The organism is Limnobaculum eriocheiris (genome assembly GCF_021010575.1).
Lineage (GTDB): Bacteria > Pseudomonadota > Gammaproteobacteria > Enterobacterales > Enterobacteriaceae > Limnobaculum > Limnobaculum eriocheiris.
Genome location: NZ_JAJNAG010000005.1, coordinates 1 through 23,732 on the forward strand (window position 1 = coordinate 1; position 23,732 = coordinate 23,732).

The 23,732-nt window shown below is 41.8% G+C and carries 22 protein-coding genes; 7 read left to right on the forward strand and 15 right to left on the reverse strand.

Annotation, left to right across the window (positions count from 1 at the left end):
* Positions 1-79: 79 nt before the first annotated feature.
* The 8 genes from LPW36_RS03980 to LPW36_RS04015 all read right to left on the reverse strand — a co-directional run bounded on the left by LPW36_RS03980 (position 80) and on the right by LPW36_RS04015 (position 5,463).
* Positions 80-466, reverse strand: a complete 387-nt coding sequence (locus LPW36_RS03980) for an Arm DNA-binding domain-containing protein (protein ID WP_230608180.1) — start codon at positions 464-466, stop codon at positions 80-82.
* Between the two features lie 386 nt (positions 467-852).
* Positions 853-1,161 (reverse strand): hypothetical protein, encoded by a 309-nt coding sequence (locus LPW36_RS03985; RefSeq protein WP_230608181.1) that lies wholly within the window; start codon positions 1,159-1,161, stop codon positions 853-855.
* Positions 1,158-1,664, reverse strand: coding sequence for a hypothetical protein (locus LPW36_RS03990; protein WP_230608182.1), 507 nt, complete (start codon positions 1,662-1,664; stop codon positions 1,158-1,160). Before LPW36_RS03990 ends, LPW36_RS03985 begins: the two co-directional genes overlap by 4 nt.
* 113 nt (positions 1,665-1,777) lie before the next feature.
* On the reverse strand, positions 1,778-2,233 hold the full coding sequence (gene radC, locus LPW36_RS03995) for a RadC family protein (protein WP_230608183.1): 456 nt from the start codon (positions 2,231-2,233) through the stop codon (positions 1,778-1,780).
* 84 nt (positions 2,234-2,317) lie between these two features.
* Entirely contained in the window at positions 2,318-2,878 is a 561-nt protein-coding gene (locus LPW36_RS04000; protein WP_230608184.1) for a DUF4339 domain-containing protein, read from the reverse strand.
* Positions 2,879-2,985: 107 nt separating this feature from the next.
* The gene (locus LPW36_RS04005; RefSeq protein WP_230608185.1) at positions 2,986-3,660 is read right to left on the reverse strand and encodes an EcsC family protein; all 675 of its coding nucleotides are present in this window, start codon (positions 3,658-3,660) and stop codon (positions 2,986-2,988) included.
* 46 nt (positions 3,661-3,706) lie between these two features.
* Positions 3,707-4,528 (reverse strand): DUF932 domain-containing protein, encoded by an 822-nt coding sequence (locus tag LPW36_RS04010; protein ID WP_230608186.1) that lies wholly within the window; start codon positions 4,526-4,528, stop codon positions 3,707-3,709.
* A gap of 59 nt (positions 4,529-4,587) precedes the next feature.
* Complete coding sequence (locus tag LPW36_RS04015) at positions 4,588-5,463, reverse strand: hypothetical protein (protein ID WP_230608187.1); 876 nt, start codon at positions 5,461-5,463, stop codon at positions 4,588-4,590.
* A 459-nt stretch (positions 5,464-5,922) separates the two neighbouring features.
* On the opposite strand from LPW36_RS04015, the gene LPW36_RS04020 reads away from it, so the two are divergent.
* The 6 genes from LPW36_RS04020 to LPW36_RS04045 all read left to right on the forward strand — a co-directional run bounded on the left by LPW36_RS04020 (position 5,923) and on the right by LPW36_RS04045 (position 12,755).
* The gene (locus tag LPW36_RS04020) at positions 5,923-6,168 is read left to right on the forward strand and encodes a helix-turn-helix transcriptional regulator (protein WP_230608188.1); all 246 of its coding nucleotides are present in this window, start codon (positions 5,923-5,925) and stop codon (positions 6,166-6,168) included.
* Between the two features lie 677 nt (positions 6,169-6,845).
* A complete protein-coding gene (locus tag LPW36_RS04025; RefSeq protein WP_230608189.1) occupies positions 6,846-7,454 on the forward strand; it encodes an inovirus Gp2 family protein in 609 nt (202 codons plus the stop codon).
* A gap of 156 nt (positions 7,455-7,610) precedes the next feature.
* Positions 7,611-8,579: a toll/interleukin-1 receptor domain-containing protein gene (locus LPW36_RS04030; RefSeq protein WP_230608190.1), complete on the forward strand. Its 969-nt coding sequence runs from the start codon at positions 7,611-7,613 to the stop codon at positions 8,577-8,579.
* 142 nt (positions 8,580-8,721) lie between these two features.
* Positions 8,722-9,615 carry a hypothetical protein gene (locus tag LPW36_RS04035; protein ID WP_230608191.1) on the forward strand — a complete coding sequence of 298 codons (894 nt, stop codon included), beginning with the start codon at positions 8,722-8,724 and terminating at the stop codon, positions 9,613-9,615.
* 251 nt (positions 9,616-9,866) lie between these two features.
* The gene (locus LPW36_RS04040; protein WP_230608192.1) at positions 9,867-11,030 is read left to right on the forward strand and encodes a dsDNA nuclease domain-containing protein; all 1,164 of its coding nucleotides are present in this window, start codon (positions 9,867-9,869) and stop codon (positions 11,028-11,030) included.
* 204 nt (positions 11,031-11,234) lie between these two features.
* Positions 11,235-12,755 (forward strand): hypothetical protein, encoded by a 1,521-nt coding sequence (locus tag LPW36_RS04045; protein WP_230608193.1) that lies wholly within the window; start codon positions 11,235-11,237, stop codon positions 12,753-12,755.
* Between the two features lie 381 nt (positions 12,756-13,136).
* Here LPW36_RS04045 and LPW36_RS04050 read toward each other — a convergent pair whose 3' ends face one another.
* Positions 13,137-13,463 carry a hypothetical protein gene (locus tag LPW36_RS04050; protein WP_230608194.1) on the reverse strand — a complete coding sequence of 109 codons (327 nt, stop codon included), beginning with the start codon at positions 13,461-13,463 and terminating at the stop codon, positions 13,137-13,139.
* A gap of 66 nt (positions 13,464-13,529) precedes the next feature.
* A complete protein-coding gene (locus tag LPW36_RS04055) occupies positions 13,530-13,805 on the reverse strand; it encodes a hypothetical protein (protein ID WP_230608195.1) in 276 nt (91 codons plus the stop codon).
* A 496-nt stretch (positions 13,806-14,301) separates the two neighbouring features.
* On the opposite strand from LPW36_RS04055, the gene LPW36_RS04060 reads away from it, so the two are divergent.
* Complete coding sequence (locus LPW36_RS04060) at positions 14,302-14,622, forward strand: hypothetical protein (RefSeq protein WP_230608196.1); 321 nt, start codon at positions 14,302-14,304, stop codon at positions 14,620-14,622.
* Here the strand turns inward: LPW36_RS04060 and LPW36_RS04065 are convergent.
* The 5 genes from LPW36_RS04065 to LPW36_RS04085 all read right to left on the reverse strand — a co-directional run bounded on the left by LPW36_RS04065 (position 14,561) and on the right by LPW36_RS04085 (position 23,265).
* Positions 14,561-15,436 (reverse strand): restriction endonuclease, encoded by an 876-nt coding sequence (locus LPW36_RS04065; protein ID WP_230608197.1) that lies wholly within the window; start codon positions 15,434-15,436, stop codon positions 14,561-14,563. The genes LPW36_RS04060 and LPW36_RS04065 overlap by 62 nt on opposite strands.
* Positions 15,437-15,884: 448 nt before the next feature.
* On the reverse strand, positions 15,885-19,019 hold the full coding sequence (locus LPW36_RS04070) for a type I restriction endonuclease subunit R (RefSeq protein ID WP_230608198.1): 3,135 nt from the start codon (positions 19,017-19,019) through the stop codon (positions 15,885-15,887).
* Positions 19,019-20,200 (reverse strand): DUF4268 domain-containing protein, encoded by a 1,182-nt coding sequence (locus LPW36_RS04075; protein ID WP_230608199.1) that lies wholly within the window; start codon positions 20,198-20,200, stop codon positions 19,019-19,021. The genes LPW36_RS04070 and LPW36_RS04075 overlap by 1 nt, the downstream gene beginning before the upstream one ends.
* A complete protein-coding gene (locus LPW36_RS04080; RefSeq protein WP_230608200.1) occupies positions 20,193-21,569 on the reverse strand; it encodes a restriction endonuclease subunit S in 1,377 nt (458 codons plus the stop codon). Before LPW36_RS04080 ends, LPW36_RS04075 begins: the two co-directional genes overlap by 8 nt.
* Complete coding sequence (locus LPW36_RS04085) at positions 21,559-23,265, reverse strand: class I SAM-dependent DNA methyltransferase (protein ID WP_230608201.1); 1,707 nt, start codon at positions 23,263-23,265, stop codon at positions 21,559-21,561. Before LPW36_RS04085 ends, LPW36_RS04080 begins: the two co-directional genes overlap by 11 nt.
* Positions 23,266-23,732 lie beyond the last annotated feature (467 nt).

A 23,732-nucleotide genomic window follows, 5' to 3' on the forward strand; every position in this document is an offset into this window, starting at 1 on the left:
TTTAAGGACGGCGATTATCTGGTGCTCTGTGAATCGGATTTTACGCATGGTGATCTCCTCAGGGGACATAATCAGTATGTCAGAAGATCTCTAAAAGTGAATGGGTCGTTTTGATGGGATACTTACATTTAGACCAAGTTTTATTTGAATGCCATTTTCTTGCGATAACTTCAAAAGAATTATCTATATTTTGGGCTTCTTTTTTACTTTGGCGCTCAGTATTAGGATTGATGCCTTTTGCCAATAGGGCTATATCAGCATCACGCATTTTTCTGGCATCAGCTAAAGATACTTGAGGATATCGACCATATGAGGCTCGAGTTTCTTTTCTTTGAAAGGAATACTTTCGATACCAATGTTTTGAACCGTTAGGATTTACTTGAATATAGAGGCCAAGACCATCAGCTCTCTTGTATAACTTTTCGTTAGGCTTGTAGTTGCGAATCTGGGTATCGTTTAGCGACATTGGAAGCACTCCATAATGATGTCATCCTGACCCCTAATATGACCCCCCAAAAGAATGGCTGTCAATAGACTCAGTAAGACATTAATGGAATGTGTTTGTATGTTTTACTCTATTTTTCATCATGTTATAGACTGATTGAGACGTCTATGTACAACAAAATGGTGCTGAGGCCGGAATCGAACTTTAATATAATATGATGATATTAATGTAAATTAATGATTTCATCAAAAAAGTTACCCCGATTTTTACCCATGCTTGCTTTTATGTGATTTGAGTAGGTAAGTTCAGTTAGTTAGAACCTAACTAATTTACTGTATCTATACTTTTTCAGCAAACGATATGCACTAACTACAACTAACGATTAATTAGCCTAGTAAGAAACGGTTTCAGACTTCATTGGTTCCGACCACAAATAAATAAGATAACGGCTTTAATGCAGCCATATTTAGCGATAGGTGTGTTTGACACCATTCAGTAAAACTAGATTTATCAAAATCCAGTTGATGGTCACGGATAAACTCAAGGTCCAGTATTACATATTCTGCATCAGCTGAGCTTTGTGTCGCTGGGTAGAAAATGCCTTCACTACCAAACGTGGTTAAATTATTAAATGCTGACTCAGTGACTCGGGCAGTGTGTATCAATTCAACATTATCCAGTGACTTCAGTGACAGTAAACGGGCTATCAGATTCATTGTTGTACTCCTGTAGATATTTCATTGGGAGGCGTTATCACTATCGCTAGTTCGGCCTGCAACCAGTCGGCGACATGTTGCCATTGAGTGCAACTGACATCAGACGTGATTTTCCAGATATTCGGGCAGGTGTGATGAGCGAGAAGTAATACTGCCATGATCATAAAACGGTAGGGGTGACCATGGGTATGACAATATCCCCGGTCGTAGGGATGTCGATGTTGATTAAGAATAAATGTATCACCGCTGAGTTGGTGATGATGCTCCCCGTTAAACACGATAACACCGAGCCCTATTAGGCTATCGTCAAAGCGCAGTGGCGTGATACCCGCACCGTTGCAGATAATAGGGATTGGTTCAATACCGGTCGTTTCCGGCTTCAACCGGAGCTGTCGATGGGCTTGGGTGACCAGACGACACAGTGTGAACCAGTCGTCCTGAGCGATATCTCGTAATAAGGTAAAATGAAATACGCCGGTTTTTAACGTCGGTGATGCAGACATCTGAAGATCTCCTGTTGGTAAAAGGATTATGTGATGGATTGTTGCGGTATATAGGAGGAACTACGTTGAAGACTGAACTGCTAATGCGGTATAGCGTATTGTAACCATCTGACTTATAACCAACCTCGCTCAGCAAATGAGACTAATTCACCATGACCAATAACAAAGTGGTCGAGTACCTTTACGTCGACTAACGACAGTGCCTCTTTTAACTTATTGGTGATTGAGCGATCTGCCTGACTAGGTTCTGCCAGCCCGGAAGGGTGATTGTGAGCAAGGATTACTGCTGCGGCATTAAATTCTAAAGATCCTTTAATGATTTCTCTGGGATATATTGATGTTTCGTTAATTGTGCCTAATGCAGTGACGTCACTAGAGATAAGCCGGTGCTGGTTATCCAGATACAAAACCATAAAAACTTCCCGTTCTAATTGTTCTAGCTGCAAACGGAGATACTCTCTGGTTTGTGTTGATGAAGTGAAAGAATAAGGTCTCACTTTGATCTGTTTTTCTAATAGCTGTAACGCCATGCTGATAATGCGCTGTTCGCGCCGAATGTGATTAGACATAGTGGTGCTCTCGTAATAAAGAATAACAAGACGGCAAAAAGGACAGGACACCAATGACGGTGCGCCTGTCCTGAGTTGAATGAATTAAATTGTTCCTAACATAATGATCCCGAATAGAATGACCCAGACCCAGAAATAACTTGGGGTCTGTCCTAGAGCCTTTGCCCGTCGCCATAAATAGACGGGTACTAGCCAGGCCATGGCACCATATCCGGTAGTATCGATACCCGTTTTTTTCAGGTTGTGCTCATCCCGATAGCTGAGTGCAATATTCAAGATAATGGAGAGGTACCAGAAAGGATGGATAAAGAGCAGTTGATACAACGAATAGCCAAGGCCTCGTCGGCCATAAATCAGAATGGCGATAAGGCCTTCCAGCATAAATCCCAATAGGGGGGCAAATGCCAAGAACCAGACTACCGTATTGTTAAGCCGGTAGTTAGGTAGTGGAGGCGGTTCATTTTCAGATGTTGCGGGCAACGCTGCTGCCAATAACGTGGTGTTCAGAGGCATCCATGTTGTTTGGCCCTGATGCCAGACTAATGTATTGGCATGAATCTGCTGTTGGATGATAAGCGTAGTGATTTCTTTTTCGGTTAACGGGCCGTGACGACGGCCTTCTTTCTCATAATGCCATTCGGTCATGAGTGATGTCCTTTTTGTGTGAAATTAAATAAACGAGATTGCATCAGTGCTAAAACAGACTGATGTCAGTGGGTTTTTAGGTGATCAGGGCTGAAATGAGCTAGAGGTTACTGAGTATGGATGTCGTCATGGATGAGCGCGGGGATCGCGTGTGGGCTGATAAATATATCTCTGGCCATATTTCCGATGATGTCGGTAGTGATGCTGTCAAACACGCTACCGATTAATCCGCCGACTAACGGTATCAGCTTGAGGGCATTGATACTGCCTTTTTGGCCGACCTGCGCCATCAGCTTAACGCCGACTGAACGGTTGATGTGTTGTATTATTACTGATGAGGTTTGACCTAGCAGTTGCCGGGTTAGTCGTGTACCTAGCTGGATACCGACATTCTTCAGGATATCCTTTGCTGTATTACCACATAAGCATAAATAGACACAGGTTTTGACATTATCGTCCTTTAGATTATGGCCACTCAATAGAGCGATAGCGGCAATCATCCTGATTTGGATAAACAAAATACTGGTCATATTGAGCGGTATCGTGACTGGTAGTGTCATCATGCCACCTAATCCAGAGATGAAGCCACTGGTCCCGGCTTTGGCATTCTGCCAGCGTATTAAAGCGTTCACACATTCTCGGCGGTCTGGGTGAGTATACCGATAAGCATCAGCCAGCGTTTGAGCTGAGTCCAGTCCGGCAATACCGTTGATAGCTCTGTCATACAGCCAATCAAGCGTTGACTGTAGGGTATTGATGGTCAGTCCATTATCATGAGTCATATTATCTATTCCTATTTATTGATTCTCTTAGTGGTACATCGTGGTGTCAGGCTAAATGCTGGCGCATATTCTCAGCCATCACCCACAGGGCGCGATTAAGCTTGATATCACCATCGATACCGTTGATGGCTCTAGTCCGAGCGCGTTTACCTTTGGCTGAACGACCAGATAGTCCGCCTTTAATCAAATTTTCCTGCAGCCGTTGATACGTGGTCCAGAGGTCATCTTTTCTATCTTCCCAACGCCGGGGCATCAGAATTTGCTCTTCTGTTATCGGTTGATACTCTTCACCGTAGCGGTAGGTTAGGGCGGCATGGGCAAAGGCTTGTTGTGCGGGTTTTGATAGCGCGATACCTTGCATGGTTTCCCGTTGTTGTTCTACTCGATCAAAGATATCTAATACCTCGTAGGCACCTTCAATCACACGATCAACAACATCGCCTTTATGCGGTACGCGGACTTCACCAAAGCTGTCACCACAGACCATTCCATTCGCACAAACGAAGCGAAATAGCCCAGGGATCATCTGATAACTGCTGGAACCGTCATGGCTGTTGAGTAGGATAATTTCAGGGACTTCTTTACCGGTTATCTGGCCTTCACGACGTAGGCGTAGCATGTGTTTTGTGTGGTCTTGTTTATCAAGATTACGGACGCGAGTCTGACAGGCAAAGAAAGGTTGGAAGCCTTCTTTACGTAGGTTATCTAATAGCGTAATGGTGGGAATATAAGTGTAGCGGTCGCTACGGGAGATATGTTTTTCTTCCGATAATATACTAGGGACGTGTCGGGCTAATTCATCGTTTGTAAGTGGTCGATCGCGGCGAATAGTATTAGTTGAATGGAATTGGGATATTAATCTGGTCATGGGTATTCCTTAGTGAAGTAACGTTGTAGTTCACTAAGGTAATATAGGGGTGAGAATATTTAATCTTTGATTGATGAGAATCCTACTGCTCTACCCTTAGGGTTAATAAAATAGCTTTTTTTAGCTAATGCATATAAGTACTGATCAAATAATTTCTTATTATAACCTTTGAATTGTTTAAATAATGCGTAGTCAACATCATTCCAGTCCGTGTTGGTACTATATGTCTTCATGGTTAGTATTTCACCTTTATTTTCAAGACAGTATATTCCTGTACCATTGGTGAAATCTTCAGTAGCATTTAAAAATAATAGCTCCCCCTCTACTTTGTAGAAATTTACAACCCTAATCCATGTCTCAATAATCTCATGGCCAACTAATGCATTGAAGTCATTATTCTTGAAATGAAAAACCACATGCATATAAGGAAAGCCACCATTATCTTGTAACATAACCCAAAAGTACCCAACTACATCACTAGAGTAAAATTTCTTTGAACGCATATTATTAAAAAATCTTATTAGTGACTTTCTTAATATTTCTGTATGCTCAGCCATATTTCTATTAATTGCTTTTGATAATCTAAGAGAGAAAGAGAGAAATCCCATTTTTTTGTTTTTTATGAAAATTTCATTATTATACCCTTGCATTTGTTTAAATATTTTATTTTTCTTGTAAATAATGGTTTTTAAACCTTTGGTTATTTCTTCATGATTATTTTTTTCGAAAATAGCCACGCCATCTATTAATGCTGTGAAATTATTTTTTAAATATTGATAATGGTTTATAGGCCTTCCTGTTTTAAGGACAAAACTATTGAGACAGTACTCTTTATTTACTTTATTAAAGTCACACTCTAATTTGTGTTTATTCTTATATTTATCTATTTTTCTAGGAAAGATAAATCTGAAGTCATCAAACATATTAAATTTCATATTCCATTAACTCAATTTAAGTTGCACTCATATAACTAGTTGGCATATACAAATTACGATAAAAAACATCATAACTTATGTTTTAAAAAAGTATATAAAAAAATATAAAAACACATGATAAACGTAATTTCTAGCGTTTTAACGCCAGTCTGACCTACTAGTGGCTGGAGATATGGCTGCGATATTTTAGTCGATAAAAACATAGGAAATGGTTATTTCTCTATAACTAATATCTAACGTTATGCAACTAAATCTAGACTTTAGTAGTGACTCAAAATCATCCTGAATTCATTGCTATGCAGGCTTAATTCTGAGTACATAAGTTATTTTTTACACCGTTGAGTTATGTAATGAGAAACATCGGCGCGAGTATTGGGCAGTGACGATTTAGATAGTTTCACTGATATCAGAACACGCTGAGTTCTCCCACTTAAACAAACTTTAACGGAGAAATATCACATGAATAACTTACCAATTGATTTAATGGATGACCAATTAGTCGATATGGCTTTTATTACACGATTAACTGGCCTAACGGATAAATGGTTTTATAAGTTGATACAGCTAGGTCAGTTCCCTAAACAAATCAAAATGGGACGTTCTTCTCGCTGGTTAAAAAGCGAAGTCGAAACTTGGCTACGTCAACGTATTAAAGAATCCAGAGGTGATGTTGCGGTTGAATTAACCACGGGCGCTGGACTATAATCGTTAGTCAATCCCGATACTAACGTTTTTAATATTCACTAAAGAATTTATCAATCTGACAATGCTTAATGATTAAATCTATTCATGGTGCACCAGTATCGATTAAAACTTAATTTCAGAGTGAATTATAATGAATGAGTAAATTAGAATTTCATCCCTGTCATTTATTTCCCCTATCATTCATTGATGAATCGTATGAATTATTCAGTGCAATAGGTTTTATTAGCTGGCTAGTTATTGTCGGTTTGTTTAGTATTAATATTATTAATATTAATAAATAGAGTGTTAGTATTAATAATATTAATACTAATAAATAGAGTGTTAGTATTAATAATATTAATACTAATAAATAGAGTGTTAGTATTAATAATATTAATACTAATAAATAGAGTGTTAGTATTAATAAATAGAGTGTTAGTAGCGGTAGTTGTATCAGTATTAAAGACACTTATATTAACAATCCCGATAACCATGTAAGGGGCATCTAGCAATGCCCCTTTATCTATTCACTATTAATTAATGCCAGTTAATAACTCATACCTATTATCATGAATAATAAGCAATGGATTTTCTATATGTGAAGTAACTGGATTTGTGAAAACCAAGAGTGGTGGTAGCTATTTATTATATATCACTGCTGACTTATCCAACCTTATTTATTTACTGAGGAATAAACTATGAACGCTGACAATATCATTGAAAGCTATGGTCCACTTAATCCTGATTATTTAAATAGAATGACTAAAACCATTCAGTCTGCCTTAAATGAACACCTACGGACATTTGCTTTACGGGTTGATTTAAGGCTACCTGACGATGTACTAGCCAGAATTGATTCTGCGGTTATCTCTCGTTTTTTTGATTCATTAAAAGCAAAGCTTAAAGCAGATTCAAACAAGAAAAGGGCTGAAGGAAAAAGAATTCATCATTCTACGCTTCGTTACGTCTGGGTCAGAGAGTTTAATCAGCCAGGAGAGAAGAAACACTACCATGTGCTGCTCTTGCTGAATAAGGACGCCTACGCCTTTCTGGGGGACTATCGTGCATCGGAAGGGAACTTAGCAGCATTAATCACTCAGGCCTGGCTCAGTGCATTAGGTATCAATGATAAACGGTATCAGTCACTGACTTACTTTCCAAAAAATCCATGTTATTACCTAGATGCTAAAACGCTGGGTATTAATGGTGTATATGCAGAGTTGATGGTTCGGGTGAGTTACCTAGCTAAAGAGCGAAGTAAAGTTAGTGATGATGGTGAGCGTAATTTTGGATGTAGTCAGGGCTGAGTATTTTATTACTAATATTGGCTTATCTCATGTGAGAAAGTAACTAGTTAAGGTAATAAATTCGATCTCTTTGGCACTGTACTTTTTCAACAATATGCTCCTCCGTTAAAATAGGTCATAATATTGACTAAATTCTCGCCATTAAGGAATCCAATCTTGCCTAACGTTTTTTTTTCTTATTCGCACGTTGATGAAGGTCTGCGTGACCAACTTGAGAAGCAACTCGCTATGCTAAAGCGGCAAGGAGTAATCGAGACTTGGCATGACCGGCGTATCAGCGCCGGTCATGAGATAGACAAGGCCATTGACGAACGAATCAATAGTGATGAGATCATTTTGCTACTCGTAAGTCCTGATTTCATTGCATCTGACTATTGCTACAACATCGAGATGAAGAATGCACTGAGGCGCCACGAGGCTGGGGATGCAACCGTGATCCCTGTCATACTACGAGCTTGTGACTGGCATCATGCTCCCTTTGGAAAGCTCCTTGCCACCCCGCGTGACGGTAAGCCGGTCACCCAATGGTCGGACAGAGACGAGGCTTTTCTTCAAGTAGCCCAAGCTGTCCGCAAAGCAGCCGAAAGGTGGCAAATTGCCGGAGTTGCTACCGGAATGTCTTCTACGTCTGCTGCTTCCATATCACCACCACCCACGGAGCCTGTAAGCCTCCGCTCCAGTAACCTACGGTTGGCAAAGACCTTCACGCAAAGAGAGAAAGATCAATTTCAAGTTGAGACCTTTGAATATATTGCCCGCTATTTTGAAAACTCTCTAAAAGAGCTGGAAGCCCGCAATCCAGGCTATGAAGGAGTCTTCAGGCGCGTAGATGCGAATCGGTTCTTCGCAACTATCTATGAAAATGGGAAGAATGTAGCGCGGGCCACCATCTACATTGGCGGGGGTATGTTCAAGGGGGGTATTAACTACGTACAAGGCGAGACGACCGAAAGCAACACCTTTAATGAATCACTCTCAGTAGATGCTGACGATCAGGCACTCTACTTGACCTGCATGGGTATGTCTTCGTTTAGGCGGGAGCGAAATGCAAAGTTCTCCCAAGAAGGGGCCGCAGAACTACTATGGGAGCTCGTCATTGCTCCGCTTCAACAACGTCGTGGATAGAGAACTATAACTGGGCCAAACATCTCATGTGGTCATTCTGGTTCAAAAGAAAGTATGCGCTTAAGCTTACCAGTAAGGAATGGGAAGTGAATGGGCTAAATTCTAACTGGGAATAACAGTACACATTTTAGGGAAATAATGGATGAAACTTGAAAAAGCCTTTTCGCTGGATATGAATAAAACGATGACCGCCACCGAAGCGGATTACTATTATCCGAAAGGAGCCATCCGTTCTAAATTCAGTTTCAAGTGTCCAGACCTGTACTGTGATGCCCAAATAACCTGCGCGAACCTAGATCGCGCGAAAAACAAAAGAAAAGTTGATCCCTATTATAGGACAGTCTCTGATCATAGTGACACCTGCAGCATTGCCAAAGACCTACAAACCCAAAAGGGAACACGGTCAACCTACGACGATGACTACAGTGATGCTGATGTGTACATCGAAAATGCTTTCAGATTAAATTTGCGCCCGCTTAGCAATACACGGCCAGAAAATGATGAAACAGACGATGACAGTGGGCGAACTAATAGCATCCGTGGGCGACAGCAAACAACAGACGCTTCTGTCAAGCGTAAGCGACAACGTAGAAAAACAGTTAGCTCGCTTGTTGCCTCTTACCTAAATGGTGACAACTTTGAGGTCCAACTTCCGGGAGCAGGTTCCATAACTCTACGTGAGATGTTTATTGAAATAGATGAACAACAGATTGGTGATTTCGAAGACGAATTACGAATTTATTATGGAAAGGCATGGATCAACAAATCGCCCAATGGCAATGGATTTAGTGTGCGTTTTGCCAATGTATTGCGCCATGATGAATTGATTACTCGTCCTTCCTTTTTCATCAGTAGTAAGCTAATCGAGCAGTGTGATTATCAAAAGTTCCAACAGTCTGCACTGGAAGCTCTGGTAACAGCCAAGCCTGTTGATATCTATATTCTGTCTGCCGTTGGCCCTTACCTGCATAAGTCGGGAGAATATATCAATTTTGGACTGGGAGGATTGGAATATCTGGAATATCGGGAAAATTAGGTTAAATGTTTTTAATACTTTCTGTACGAGCCTTTTTCATATCTTCAAGACAAAATTAAATGTACTGTTAAAATGAAATTTTATTGAAAAATAACAAATAAAATTATGAAGATAGAAAGTATGGCTCTTGTATGTCAAGATGATGAAAACAATTAAATTCTGCTATGAACTGCTAGTTGCGCATCAAAGGAGCTAAGAAGGAGTATTGATGGCGATGGCTGTTCCTGGCAATTGTGCATTTGGAGGGAGCTTTGGGCATATCAACTGGTGCGGCAGAGTTGTTACATGTTGCAAACAAACCTGGACTTACAGAAACGGGCGGGGGCCACAGTGCTAAAGGTGTAGACTTCCAGCGCTGGTGGGCTGTGCTTCGAATGGTAGAGATGGAACAGGCGCAACAGCCGGACTTCTTGCTTCTCTTTGAAACTGTACAAGATGTCACAGAACTAGATTCAGCAAGTACTCCCACGTATGCCCGCATTTATCAAGTAAAGAAGAAGGATCGTGGGGAATGGACTTGGGCTGTTCTTACTGGAACAACAAAGCCCCCAAAAAAGAACAAGAATACAGCATCTGAAATAAATGTATCCAAGTTCACAAAGGTCAGAGAAAGTGCTCTTGGAAAGCTACAGCTTAGTCTTGCTTCTTTCGATAAGTTACCTGTAGAAGCATATTTCATTTCAAATGTGGGCTGCGATATTCCTCTCGCAACCGGAGGGAATGCTGCAACATCGATGCCTTGCTCCTTGGCGGATCTTGCTCCTGAACATTTGCGGTTATTGACTGAGGCCTTACATTCACTCTGTGCTGCTGGAATTCCTCCTCCAGATCTAACAAGGCTCAAGCTAAAGAAAGTTGCTATTCATCCAGATTCACCAAACAGCCATGTCATCAAATCAGCTTTAGACCTATTACGGGAACGTAGTCCAGCCCATGCGGGCCAGGCAGCAGCTTTCGTAGAGTCTCTCATAATGAAGATTTCTCCTCTGGGGCGGCACACCGATACCTGCGCGTCCTTTGAAGAGCTTGTGGAACAGCGAGGATTCTCAAGGCAGGAATTTGTATCTGCACTTAGTACACTTGAGACAATTCCTGACTACTCAAGCTATTTAGAAATCTGGCTCACTCAGTTGCAGAATGAAGGGCTGAATTTCATGGAGATAACCTCTTTGCGTAGTCAGGCCTCCCGCGTCGTGCGTGAACAGCTCACAGGGGCAACATCTGATTCTACCCAGAGAATTAATGATTTTTGCGATAATTGGATTGATTCCAATCCACTTCAGGCTTCTGCTCTGCGAACATTTGTAGAGGCAGCTTTACCTGTACTAAATACGAATTTTAGCGGTTTTAAAAATGAAGAGCTTCAGGCTCGACTGTTGATGAGGGCTATCAAAAAATGCGTGGACCCGAACTGAGACTCCTCGTCCGTAATTTAAGGACAAAGAACTATGATAAGCTTCCGATTCGAAAACATTTGGTTGCTCTCACATCGCGACAAGAAGGCGAGACATGTAAATTTCCACCCGAGGAAGAATTTACTGATAGGGAGAAATCATACGGGCAAGACGACTCTGATACGGAGCCTCTTTGAAACACTGGGTGCCAAACCTCAAGGCAAGTTGGAAAGTTGGGATGATAATGCTGTTTCTCTGCTTGAATTTTCTGTTAATGGTTGCCACTTCTTCGCACTGTATCAACGTGGGCGACGGGCACTTTTCAACGCCAACCTAGAGATAATTCTTGCTACTTCAAAATACGGAGAATGGTCACAGTTATTTTGTGAAATCACTGGCTTTAACTTGGTGTTTTTAAATAAGAGTGACTCTGAAGTTACCCCAGCCGATCCTGCATGTTTTTTCTTACCATTCTACGTGAATCAGGATGGTAGCTGGCAGTCTGAATGGAATACATTTGGTGGTCAGCTCAAGAGATTCCAAGCCCCGTATGGACCTATATTGGAATACTTCACTGGTGTGTGTCCGCCAGAGTATTACCATGCAAGAGCGGAAAAAGGCCAAGAGTCAAAGATTCTTGAGGATTATCGGCGAGAGTATAAACTCCTCGAACGTGCAATAGACCGATTCAATCGCACTTTGCCACTATCAGGACCAAAGGTTAGCGCAGAAAATTTTGAGGCTGAAATCGTTCTGTTGACTCAAGAGGTAAATGAACTAAATCTGCGACAAGAAATATTGCGAAGTGCTGCTGTTAAAGAACATGATTTACTATCCAGTTTAGAGCAACAAATTCGGTTGGCTGATGAAGCTCTCACGGCATATGACAATGATGCAAAGTATATTTGTACTGGGGACACAGAACCGCTAACTTGTCCAACATGTCACGCACAGCATACCAAACCATTCCTTGATTTGCTCAATTTTGCCGAAGATGCTCGTGTGCTTCGGGAACTTGCAGGGAGACTTCGAGATGATGCAAGTCTGGTACGACAACGGTGCAATAAAACGTTAGGGCAACTCAGCTCACTTAACGAAAACTATATCCGTATCTCTAGGTTACTGGATACGCGCAAAGGTGAATTGAAGTTTCAGGATGTTGTCGGCAGCATGGGGGCTGAGAGCGCATTTGCTGCCTTCGAAGCGGAGCGTCAACAACTGAAAGAGGCTATCAATACTGCACTCAGTTTGGTTGATGCATTAGATGAGAAAATGAAATCATTGCGGACCGCACAAAGAACACGTGAGATTTTGACAGATTTCAGATCACACTATGTGTCTGGTCGTGTTGCATTAAAATTGCCATCAGTTGACGCATCAAAGATGAAGCTCACTGGTCGGCCAAACTTATCAGGAAGTGGCGGACCTCGGTCAATTTTGGCATATTACGCTGCGCTATGGCGTACTTGCCAAGGAGAAACTGGCACTTATGATATACCTATCGTCATAGACTCACCGAATCAACAGGCTCAGGACGACATCAATCTTCCTGCTGTACTTAAGTTTATCGCCAAAGAGTTACCGATTGATATACAACTTATTGTTGGTCTGGAAACGCCGACAGACTTTCCTTTTGATAAAGAGCTTTGTTTGGATATTAAGTACTCAATGCTACGGGAAGAATATTGGGCTGAAGCTGAGAGTATCATTGAACCTCTGCTTAAGAAGATGTATGAAATTGTATAATCCTATACGTCAAAACCTGATAGCGAGGAATCAGAGCAATAGTTTCAGGATTTAGTGTAATTAACTAATAATACCTCAAATGAGAATTGGTACCTTAGTAGGTTTAAGTTCACCTTCCTGCTACTTTAGGAGGTTTTAGCGACGGTACATCTCTAATATCTGGTTGTGTGCTCTGACTGTGCCGAATTTATTATCATATAACAAATTTAGGATGGATAGTGGATCCCGCTGGACTTGAACTAATAGCCGAAAGATTATGAGTTGATTTATCAACAGTAAGATACCAAAAAATAAGGCCTGAGTTTATATCAGACCTTATTTTTTATTTAATTGGATGATTCATGTTACATACAGCATCTCCGGTGCATTATTTTTTATATTTTACTGTAACGGTCCCTTGAAGCTTATTCTCGGCAATTTCAAAGTCGGGATTAAATGTAGATAAGTTATGAACAGCAGTTCCAATTGCTGCCCCCATCCTGCTATCGTTGTCACACCTGTAGGAATTAGAGCTCTAATCATGAGCGCTGAACTATATTCTGAATAGGCGCGGCAACGGTAACCGAGGATTTCTATTGTAGATTCGAGTTTATTTACTACGCTGGCAATATTTCTTACACCAACAACTTGAAATGATTTTCGGTGTTTGATTAGGTAAGCCAATTCATCATCACTGAGATCGTCTGACGTATATTTTAAAATATCCATGTGCTTTATCCCATTATGTTAACTGTATGGGACGAATGCTTTTTTATATTGAAATTCTTCATGGAGTTACTGCTTGGTAATGGTTTCCAGTCGGCCTGGTTGCCCATCAACCATCACCACCTGATAGTGGGTCTGGTCGATATAGGTAAAGCAAGCCAGCTCTTCTAGTAAGTCGTACCTAGCTATACGATAAGTAAGTGAATCATTAGGATGACTTATCCGTGCATGCTTTAGCAGATAATTCAGGGCAACTTCTTGAGTAAGCATTAAAGCCAACGGATTAGTTGATGTTAACCCTTCGGTGTTATTACGAATGATCGGAACATAGATGCTGAGAGCCATGAAACTTAACCCTGAATCGATTGAGGATTTATTGTTTTTTTAATCTATCAGTTTATTGAGGTTGGATTGATCGTTTGTTTCTATGGCAAATTGGCTAATCGATCGTTGTTAACGATCGGTTTCTGATGAAGGCGCATCAGCAACGGTTTAAAAGTAATTCCCGCCAATGAGTCGGCAGATGGCCAATGCCTAATTATGTAGCCAAAGAGAATTCAAACAAGTATTCACGAAACATCGTGTGTTTTATGTTCACGGGTGTATATCATGATATTGGTTTATCAGTTTAATAAACTTATTTCATCCAGATGTCAGTTAATTATTTCAGCATTGATATTTTTTTAAGTTATATCTATAGATTGATCTACATAATCGATCGGTTGAAGTAAACCGATCGTTATAAACGATCAATCCCATTCTGTATATCAGATAACATATTGATAGAGAATCAAATTTATATTTACCAAAATAAAGTATTTTCTGTATCGTTGGGGTTATTATGAAAAGATTAATTACAGTTTTGATATTTTTATTAGTTGGATGTGGTCAGGATAAAGCTCCCGTAGAAATAGAATCATTTAGATATTCTTATCCTCAATTATCAAGCCTGGTATTATTAAAAATAAGAGTTACTTCGATATCAGAAACTGAAAAAGTTATTATAAATGATATCATTGTAAATAAAGGAAATTGTATATCAACTAGTGGGGTTTTTAAGGGGAAAATACTTAATTATGGTCAATATGTAGAGGGGGTATTTACTGCTGGAAGTGGTTATTCTTGTACACCATCATTAATTCTGACAGCTTTAGGCCATTGATGAGAATAATACGTGCGTCTAGTCGTTCAACAAAATGTAAAGCTTCATTACTAAAATTGGATGTAGTAATAAAAACTCCTTTACGGGCTCGTTCTCCCTGTAAAGCTCCTGCAAATTTTTGAATCTCTGGACGCCCAACTGTACCTTCCCAACGTTTCGCCTGTAAGTAGATGGTATCTAAGCCCAGTCGGTCTTCTCTGATTACACCATCGATTCCACCATCCGCCGTGAGTCGGGTTGCTTCCCCAGCATCTCGTCTTGAACCACCATAACCCATGGCTAACATAAGATCGACGACGAGTCGTTCAAAAAAAGCGGGGGAACAACCTTTGATTGTGCTTAATAATTCAGTGGCTAATGCTTCCCGAATATTCTGATAAGAGGAGTCCATTGACTCGGTTGGTGTTTGTTCTTTTACATCAATAACAGCGTTAGGTTCTAATAGCTGAGATTCGGATGTTTTTAGATTTGATGTTAGTTTAAAAGCCTGAAATTCAGAAAATTGTACTAAGTCATTATTACTTAAACTAGTTGGCTGAGTCATAAGTAATTGTTTGCCTCGAGGGCTTATTTGCCAAAGACCACGTTTTGGACTGTCAATTAATCCAGCTTTCTTTAGATAAGTTTTAGCCCATCCAATACGGTTCTCAATCACCGGTTGGTTGCCACTAGGTAACAATTCACTCCGCTCATCATCGCTTAATTTAAATTGATCGCTCAAGTGATCATAAGCCTGCCGAGCTGTGTGCGGTAGCCCGTCATCAAGCCACTGCAGTAGAGGTAGCATAAGCGTTTGATAATCAGGTATAGACATTTCATCACCTTCTAGAATTCGGATAGATCAATAGGATTTAAATCTAAGCAATTTGAACGATGGAACAAATTCTGACTGAATTCAATTCTTGTTTACATATATAGCGTAAGCATTAGCAATGGCTAATCTACTATAAATCTGATTAAACACATATGGTTAAATGGTATTGTTTAGATTTTTGATATTATTAATATGGGGATCACACCTGTTTCTCTTTTTATTGTGATCATAGATTTGCAGTGTCAAAGAGACTATATCCTGTAGCAGGATTAGCTGGGAATAAAAGCGCTCTGCATGCTATTTCTCTGCGGTCAATTTTCTGTGTCTGATGTTTTATTGCATGGGCTATGCGTATAGCCATTCAACCAGAGAACGATTTGTCTGTTCCATCAAAACCGTCTTGTCATGTAGAAAAGGGAAGCTCATCGCTTCCTTTCATTACTGAACCTCAAACTGTCCAGCTATTTGAAACCAGTTCAGCCTGTTTCAGTATCAACTCAACTGCATCCGGTGTTTTATCCGGCGGATACTTATATTTACGCAGAGTCTGACGTACTAGAATTCGTAATCGTGCACGCACGCTTTCGCGCACTTGCCAGTCTACAGTGGTGGATTGGCGCAGCTTCAAAGTGACTTCAATCGCTAGTTTCTTGAGGGTATCATCGCCCAGCTCTCGAACGGCACTTTCGTTTTCCGCCAGTGCATCATAGAAGGCAATTTCGTCAGGATTCAGACCAAGCGCATCATCACGTGCCATGGCTGCTTGGAAGTCTTTCGCCATCTGGATCAGCTCCTCAATAACCTGAGCCGTTTCAATGGCTCGGTTGTTGTATTTGAGCAGTACGGCTTTAAGGCGGTCTGAGTACTTCTTCTCTTGGACTACGTTATTATTAGTGCGAGCATGAATACCATCATTCAGTAGCTTTTGCAGTAATTCAACGGCCAGATTGCGTTGCGGCATATCGTGTACTTCCTGTAAAAACTCATCAGAAAGTAGGCCGATATTGGGCTTATCCAGCCCCGCTAGAGCAAACACATCATCCACGCCAGTTGCGATAATAGCGTTATCAAGAATACGGCTCAGTAGTGAGTTCTTCTCGGATTGGCTGAACTTTTTATCTGTGGTGGTGAGTTTGATAATTGCCACTTTCACTGCGGACAGGAAGGCGAGCTCTTTCTGCAATGGTTTTGCTTCATCCAACGTGCTGCATAATGACCACGCTTTATTTAGCGCAAGCACTACGTCGAAATAACGTTTTTTACCGTCAACTAGTCCAAGAATATAGTTTGCTGAATCAAGTAGAACTCGCTGCGGATTATTTTCAAACGCAGAATAGTCGAATCCTGAATCGGTAGTTGTTTTGGCGAACATGCTGTGAATAACATCCAATTTTTCCAGCAATACGGCAAAGGCATCTCTGGCATCAATGGTTGTCTGGCCTTTACCTTTGGAGTCGGTATAGGTTTTTAGAGCTTGTTTAAGTTCATTAGCAATGCCGATGTAATCTACTACTAACCCACCGGGCTTATCTTTAAATACTCGGTTAACGCGGGCGATGGCCTGCATCAGATTATGCCCGCGCATCGGTTTATCGATATACATGGTATGGCAACAAGGAGCATCGAAACCGGTTAACCACATATCACGTACAATCGCAATTTTTAGTGGGTCACTTAGATCTTTAAAACGTGTTTCAAGACGTTTTTTGGTTTGCTTGTTGTAGATGTGCGGCTGAAGGTGCGCTTTATCTGATGCTGAACCGGTCATGATGATTTTTATCTCACCTTTTTCAACATCATCACTATGCCATTCAGGGCGGAGGTGCACTAGCGCCTTATAGAGGCGTACACAGATATCTCGGCTCATGGCGACAACCATTGCTTTGCCGTTCATCGTTGCGTTTCGGGCTTCAAAATGCTTAACCAGATCGGCCGCTACCTGCTTAATGCGAGGTTCAGAACCAACCAGTTTTTCGAGGCGGCTCCAATCCCCTTTGGTTTTTTCTTTCTGGTCAGTCTCTTCATCTTCAACCAGTTCATCGACCTGGTTTGAAAGCTCTTCTAATTCATCATGATTCAGGTCGAGTTTTGCCAGACGGGATTCGTAGTAAATCGGTACCGTCGCGCCGTCGTCTACCGCATCTTGAATATCGTAAATCGAGACGTATTCACCAAACACTGCTCGGGTATCTTTGTCTTCTGAAGAAACCGGCGTACCGGTGAAGCCCATAAACGACGCATTCGGCAGCGCATCGCGCATATGTTTCGCGTAGCCGTATTTATATGCTCCTGTTTCGCGATCCAGCGTAGCCGTTAATCCATACTGGCTGCGGTGGGCTTCATCAGATATCACCACGATATTGTCGCGTAGGTTCAATGGCGGATGGGCTTTTTCATCGTCAAGTGGTGCGAATTTTTGCACCGTGGTAAAGATGATGCCGCCAGATTCTCGGGCAGCCAGCATTTCACGTAGTTGATCTCTGTCACTGGCTTGTTGAGGCTGTTGCTTTAACAGATCTTTAGCCTGACAAAACGTAGCATAAAGTTGTTCATCCAGATCGTTACGGTCAGTCACAACTACGATTGTCGGATTGTTCATCTCCGCCTGTTGTAACAGCTTCCCGGCATAGCAGCACATTGAAATACTTTTGCCAGAACCTTGTGTATGCCATACCACACCGGCTTTTTTACTGCCGGGTTTGATGTCACTACGTAACGGTAAAAACTTACCAGTGGAGGCAACGATTGTCGCATTTACCGCTTCACGTACGGCATGAAACTGGTGGTAAGCCGCAATCTTCTTGATCAGGCGTTTGCCATCATTTTCAAACAGGATAAAATAACGGATGTAATCGAGCAGCAATTCACGATTAAAGAAGCCTTTAACTACGGTTTCTAATTGCCATTCCAGTAGAGGTTTATCATCTTCATTGCTGATGGTTTTCCACGGCAGATAACGTTCTTCATCAGCAGTTAGAGAACCAATACGTGCGTTATAGCCATCGCTGATGACCAGAGCCTCATTACAGATAAACAGATCGCTGATTTCGTTTTTATACGTCTGAAGCTGATTAAATGCTGCCCAAATATCGGCATTAACATCAATTGGGCTTTTCAGTTCAATAACTGCAATTGGTAGGCCATTGATATAGCAAATTACATCAGGGCGACGTAGTTGTTTGCTACCGCTGATAGCTACTTGATTAACAACAGTGAATCGGTTATTCCCTGAGTGGTTAAAATCCATCAATAGGGCAGTATCGTGGATAACTTCAGCATCACGTTTGAACTCGACCGGCACGCCGGTTAATAGCAGATGGTGGAATGCTTTATTGCTGGTGACGATATCAGGGCTTTCTGGGCGAGTGACACGAGCTATCACCTCGTCAAACACGCTGGCGGGAAGATAAGGGTTCAGCTTCTCTAATTGCTCCCGTAAAACTGGACGCAGAAATACATCGTGGAATGATATCCGCAGTGGGTTATCACCATCAGGGGCGATATCTGGCCCGTGCAGCACTTCCCATCCTTGTCCAGCAAACCAGCCCAGACTCAGTTGCTCTAAATCGTCTTCGCTCAGCATTATGCTTCTTCTCCCTCAGTAATCAGTCCGCTTTGCTTGAGTTTGATAGCTAGCTCTGCCAGCGGTTGTTTCAGGGCACTTTCCAGGCGAGAGATATACTCAATCATCCAGTCGATAATGGCAGGCCATTGTTCTTTGTTCATACCATCGAATGTCTGGGAATAAACAATTTGGCAGCTTTTACGCTCAGGTAACGGTCTCCAATCGAGCTCGGCACCAAACGTATTTTCAATCTGTGTTTTTTGCTCAAATAGATGGTCAAACAGCCAGGTATTTTCCAGCGCATCTCCACGAGATAGATTTAACTGCACACGTGCATCTTTCTGGGAAAAAATAAGCTCAAAAAGCACACCGCTTAGGCCAGAACCAGCAGCCAGCCAATGATCGGTTGAAGGGGCTCTATTATTAAAAAGGTCGCAGTGGCTACTACGTAATTTCTCTAGCGTCTGCGCCCAGAATTCACGGCGCAGATAGTGGCGTTGTTGTAATTCGCTGCTACTTGAGGCGGATTGTTCTTCAGCTTCTTTTTGCGCCATACCGATCATGAAAGATTCAGCTTCGGGGGTTGGGATTACTTGGCGTATATCAACAAATACATCGTCATTAAAGAGATAGGGCGTAGCCTTGAAGCACTGAACTCGAATACCAAACTGCATTAGCCAAAGTGCAGTATTGGTGACTTCCTTGCGAAAATTGGCCGCAACCATAATGACTCGTTGTGTACCTTTGCGATTCAGGACTCCTTCCTTAAGATTCTCCCATCCCATAAATTCAGCAATTACCTCGGCCGCAGTGCGCTTTTCATTGGGTTCATATTGTTCAAGGTAAAGCTGAAAAATTTCCACCACGCTTTCCTGACGTAGATTGGCGCAGTAACCTGCGTATTTCAGCGCCTGCCAGACCACATCTCGCCCGGAGTCATCGAGCTTGTTCTCGATAATTACCAGATTTCCTTTTTTATCGATAGCCAGCAAATCGAGACGCTCTTTGGTGTCGTCAAACCCGGCGAACTCTTTTTGAATAATCAGAAGCTCATCTTCTTTTTCGTCTTTTTTTGTCAATGCTTGTGGGTTTTTGGCTAGCCACTCCTGAAGATGCTCACGTTCACGAAAACCCAGGCTGCTAAACGACACTTCCTGAAGCGAGTGCAGACTGTTTGATGGTCTATCGACTTTATACATTGGCCACCTCGCTTACCGCATGCTCTGCTTCCGGTAGGGTTATTTCGCCGGAGAGGAGTTTGGGAAGGAGGGTATCTCGGAGTTGAGATAGATATGAATTACTAATTAGATTGCTTTTTATGGTGTTAAATAGCGGTGTAATCAATTTTTCAAACTCATCATTTATTACTTTACTAGCTGTAAGCACATTAACTGTGTCAAAAGTATTTGTTGTTATTGTGTCAAACACAGCTCCGTGGGTATTTTTCTTCAATGCATCGATACACTGTTTAACTTTTAGGTAAGTTAAAAATGGGCCAGAAAATTTTTCGCCAGATATACCATAACAAGATTGGTTCATAGCTGTTTCAACTGCAGATAAAGCAAGCTTACCAACGGTGCCTCTTGCTGATATTATTGTTGTACCTACTGGAAGTAGCCTTGTTGAGCTCTTATTAAGGCCTTCGACCGTGATTTTTTCAACGGTATCAATAACAAAAATATCACTACTGTTAGGGGCGTCTTTTACTGAGTACCAACAGATATCCCCCCCCCAATAGCTAGATTCTGAGCGTTTAGGCGTACCACCACCAATCAATTTTATTTTTTTAGATAGCGAAGATGATTCCCATCCCACAGGGATCTCCCCTAACTCACTATTCTGCATATCTGAAGGAAACAGCTCTGCAGTAGCTTTTAACTCAGCATATTTCTCAGGTTGTTCAAACTCAAAAATTGCCAGTGAATCAGCACCTTTTCCTGAAATCGCAGTCATTGCCGCAAGGGTTGCCTCTTCCTGTGAACCACCTGCTTCTAATACCGTTATTTTGGCTTTGACCGGTTCGAAATCGACAAACCAGCTTTTGAATAAGGCTTGGACCATTTGTTCGAGGGTTTGGTTGATTTGGTTATTGTTAGAAACTTTCTCTTCTTGAGATTTAATCAATTTATTAATATTGCAAGCATTTTCAACAGGTAAAACTTCTACTGAAATGTTATTAATAAGATCTTTACTAACATTTGGGAAAGTTGAGCCTGTTGCAGCTGCTAGCAGCTCAGGTAAATAGGTTTCTAAAATAGCTTTAACATAAGGTGTTGGATATCCGTTTCGGCCTCGAACTGCAGCAAGCCCCCGACCTATACAATACTTTTGGTCCGAATAGTTCATCCTGCCGGTTGTTGAACCGCGAACACAAAATAGTATATCTCCTGGTTGAGATGTTTTTTTTGCATACGTAGTATGCTGCACAGGAATTGGGTAACGGTCAGTAAATTCCGTTGGTCCATTCAATAAAGGTAGTCCTATTCCCTTATTATTAACCTCTTCAGCTTTGGGAGATTGTCCCATAACAATTTCTGCAATGTGTGAGAACGAAACCTTAGAACTCATAACCCAACCCCCCCAGATTCGCTTTAATCTGCTTCTCCAGTTCAGCACTTTCTTCCAACTGCGCTTTTAGCTGTTGGGTCAAACGTGCCATCTTTTCGGCAAATGGCTCATCGTCCTCCCCCCGCTCGACAGCACCGACATAACGTCCCGGTGTCAGCACAAAGTCGTTTTTCTTAATATCTTCCATAGTTGCAGCAAAGCAGAAACCAGCCTCATCCTGATAATTTTTATCTTCCTGCCATGCATGGAAAGTATCAGCGATTTTTGCAATATCTTCTTTGGTAAAGTCACGCAGTACGCGGTCTCTCATAAAACCAATCTGGCGGGCATCGATAAACAATACTTCTCCTTTGCGGTGCGCTTTACCATTACCACCGGTTTTGTCTTTGGTCAGCAACCAGATACAGGCTGGGATTTGGGTATTAGTAAACAGTTGTCCCGGCAGCGCCACCATACATTCCACCAGATCGGCTTCAATCAGATTACGACGAATTTCGCCTTCATTATTGGTGTTGGAGCTCATCGAGCCATTGGCCAGCAGAAGCGCCATTGAGCCTTTTGGCGCCAGATGGTGGATCATATGCTGCATCCAGGCAAAGTTAGCGTTACCCTGCGGTGGCGTGCCGTATTTCCAACGCACATCGTTTTCCAGCTTCGCATTCCACCATTCTTTCATGTTGAACGGTGGGTTGGCCATTACGAAGTCGGCGCGTAAATCTGGGTGCTGATCGTCCAGAAGGGTGTCGGCGTTTTTCTTACCGAAGTTGAAGTCGATACCGCGAATCGCCATGTTCATCGCAGCCAGCTTCCAGGTGGTCGGGTTAGATTCCTGACCGTAGACGGAAATATTGCGCTTTTGCTCGGCGGCATTGTAGTGTTTTTCGCCAGCATGTTCTTCAAGAAAACGATCGCTGGAAACGAAGAACCCGCCGGAACCCATCGCCGGGTCATACACGCGGCCTTTATAGGGCTGGAGCATTTCAACGATCAGAGTAACAATGCTTTTGGGCGTGTAATACTGGCCGCCTTGTTTACCTTCTGCTAGTGCAAATTGTCCGAGAAAGTATTCATAAACGTGGCCGAGAATATCTTTGCTTTTAAGAGGTAACTTCTCACCGTTATATTCCGGGTTACTGAAGTTGGCGTCTGAGAAGGTATTGATCAGGCCGATCAGAACTTCGTTGCCTAGCTGATACTGACTGATGCGGTTCAGGATGTTTTTGAGTTTAGCGTTGGATTCTTCTATTTTATCCAGAGCGTTATCAATTAACCAGGAGACCGAACGCAACTTTACTTCTTGCCCGAGTTCATCAACCCATAGAACGGTGCCGACTGGCAAAGTTGCTTTGTTTTTCAGCGTTTCCCAACGAGCAGCTTTTGGCACCCAGAATACGTTTTTTTCGATGTAGTAGTCTTCAGATTCAAGCTCTTCCTGAATGGCCTGTGAGTATTCTTCATCAGTTGCGTAATCTTTGCGCGATATGGCGTAGATATTTTCCGGATTACTCACATCACTGAATAGTGCAAGCAACTCCTGCTGGCGCGCTTCAAAAGCATCAGAAACATACTTTAAAAAAATGAGCCCGAGTACTATGTGCTTATAGTTGGCAGCATCCATATTGGAGCGTAATTTGTCGGCAGCTTTCCAGAATTTATTATCCAGCTCGTTTAAAAAAAGTTGCTCATTGTTGTTCATGTAAATCCTTGAAAATCGGCGAGTGAATTTGCAATAAGCGCTATCACTGAATCAGTAAGTTGGAATTTGTATCGCAAAATAATACCCGCTAGTGATGTAATCACAAGCGATATGACATAAAGAATGATGGAATATGATCTGGTACCACAAATTGAGGGTGTAAAGGCTTAACATATTGATATATACAGTAGGATTTATAGCGCCATTGATGATTTAATATACAAACTAGTAACTTACTAGTTGTAACTTTTGAGCTTAAGCTACCTGCACAATTATTCCTATAGCGGACGCAGCAAACTTAGTTTGCATTATACGCATTCTGTTTCAGGTGGAGACGCTGCTATTTACTACAGTAACACTGGAGATTTCAGGGGGTTCGCTTACGGAGCAGGGCCGGATAAGGCTAATTTAGATGTTAAGATTGGAATATTGAGAGAATTTGTCGTTTGGTCAGCGCAAAGTAAAGA

What these genes read in the sequence shown, in the direction of transcription:
- LPW36_RS04070 (WP_230608198.1), bottom strand. Translation starts at nt 19,019, where the DNA reads ATGCTGAGCGAAGACGATTTAGAGCAACTGAGTCTGGGCTGGTTTGCT.
- radC (WP_230608183.1), bottom strand. Translation starts at nt 2,233, where the DNA reads ATGTCTAATCACATTCGGCGCGAACAGCGCATTATCAGCATGGCGTTA.
- LPW36_RS04080 (WP_230608200.1), bottom strand. Translation starts at nt 21,569, where the DNA reads ATGAGTTCTAAGGTTTCGTTCTCACACATTGCAGAAATTGTTATGGGA.
- LPW36_RS04015 (WP_230608187.1), bottom strand. Translation starts at nt 5,463, where the DNA reads ATGAAATTTAATATGTTTGATGACTTCAGATTTATCTTTCCTAGAAAA.
- LPW36_RS03990 (WP_230608182.1), bottom strand. Translation starts at nt 1,664, where the DNA reads ATGTCTGCATCACCGACGTTAAAAACCGGCGTATTTCATTTTACCTTA.
- LPW36_RS04075 (WP_230608199.1), bottom strand. Translation starts at nt 20,200, where the DNA reads ATGTATAAAGTCGATAGACCATCAAACAGTCTGCACTCGCTTCAGGAA.
- LPW36_RS03985 (WP_230608181.1), bottom strand. Translation starts at nt 1,161, where the DNA reads ATGAATCTGATAGCCCGTTTACTGTCACTGAAGTCACTGGATAATGTT.
- LPW36_RS04060 (WP_230608196.1), top strand. Translation starts at nt 14,302, where the DNA reads ATGAAAAGATTAATTACAGTTTTGATATTTTTATTAGTTGGATGTGGT.
- LPW36_RS04010 (WP_230608186.1), bottom strand. Translation starts at nt 4,528, where the DNA reads ATGACCAGATTAATATCCCAATTCCATTCAACTAATACTATTCGCCGC.
- LPW36_RS04000 (WP_230608184.1), bottom strand. Translation starts at nt 2,878, where the DNA reads ATGACCGAATGGCATTATGAGAAAGAAGGCCGTCGTCACGGCCCGTTA.
- LPW36_RS04055 (WP_230608195.1), bottom strand. Translation starts at nt 13,805, where the DNA reads ATGGCTCTCAGCATCTATGTTCCGATCATTCGTAATAACACCGAAGGG.
- LPW36_RS04085 (WP_230608201.1), bottom strand. Translation starts at nt 23,265, where the DNA reads ATGAACAACAATGAGCAACTTTTTTTAAACGAGCTGGATAATAAATTC.
- LPW36_RS04035 (WP_230608191.1), top strand. Translation starts at nt 8,722, where the DNA reads ATGAAACTTGAAAAAGCCTTTTCGCTGGATATGAATAAAACGATGACC.
- LPW36_RS04005 (WP_230608185.1), bottom strand. Translation starts at nt 3,660, where the DNA reads ATGACTCATGATAATGGACTGACCATCAATACCCTACAGTCAACGCTT.
- LPW36_RS04065 (WP_230608197.1), bottom strand. Translation starts at nt 15,436, where the DNA reads ATGTCTATACCTGATTATCAAACGCTTATGCTACCTCTACTGCAGTGG.
- LPW36_RS04020 (WP_230608188.1), top strand. Translation starts at nt 5,923, where the DNA reads ATGAATAACTTACCAATTGATTTAATGGATGACCAATTAGTCGATATG.
- LPW36_RS04025 (WP_230608189.1), top strand. Translation starts at nt 6,846, where the DNA reads ATGAACGCTGACAATATCATTGAAAGCTATGGTCCACTTAATCCTGAT.
- LPW36_RS03980 (WP_230608180.1), bottom strand. Translation starts at nt 466, where the DNA reads ATGTCGCTAAACGATACCCAGATTCGCAACTACAAGCCTAACGAAAAG.
- LPW36_RS04050 (WP_230608194.1), bottom strand. Translation starts at nt 13,463, where the DNA reads ATGGATATTTTAAAATATACGTCAGACGATCTCAGTGATGATGAATTG.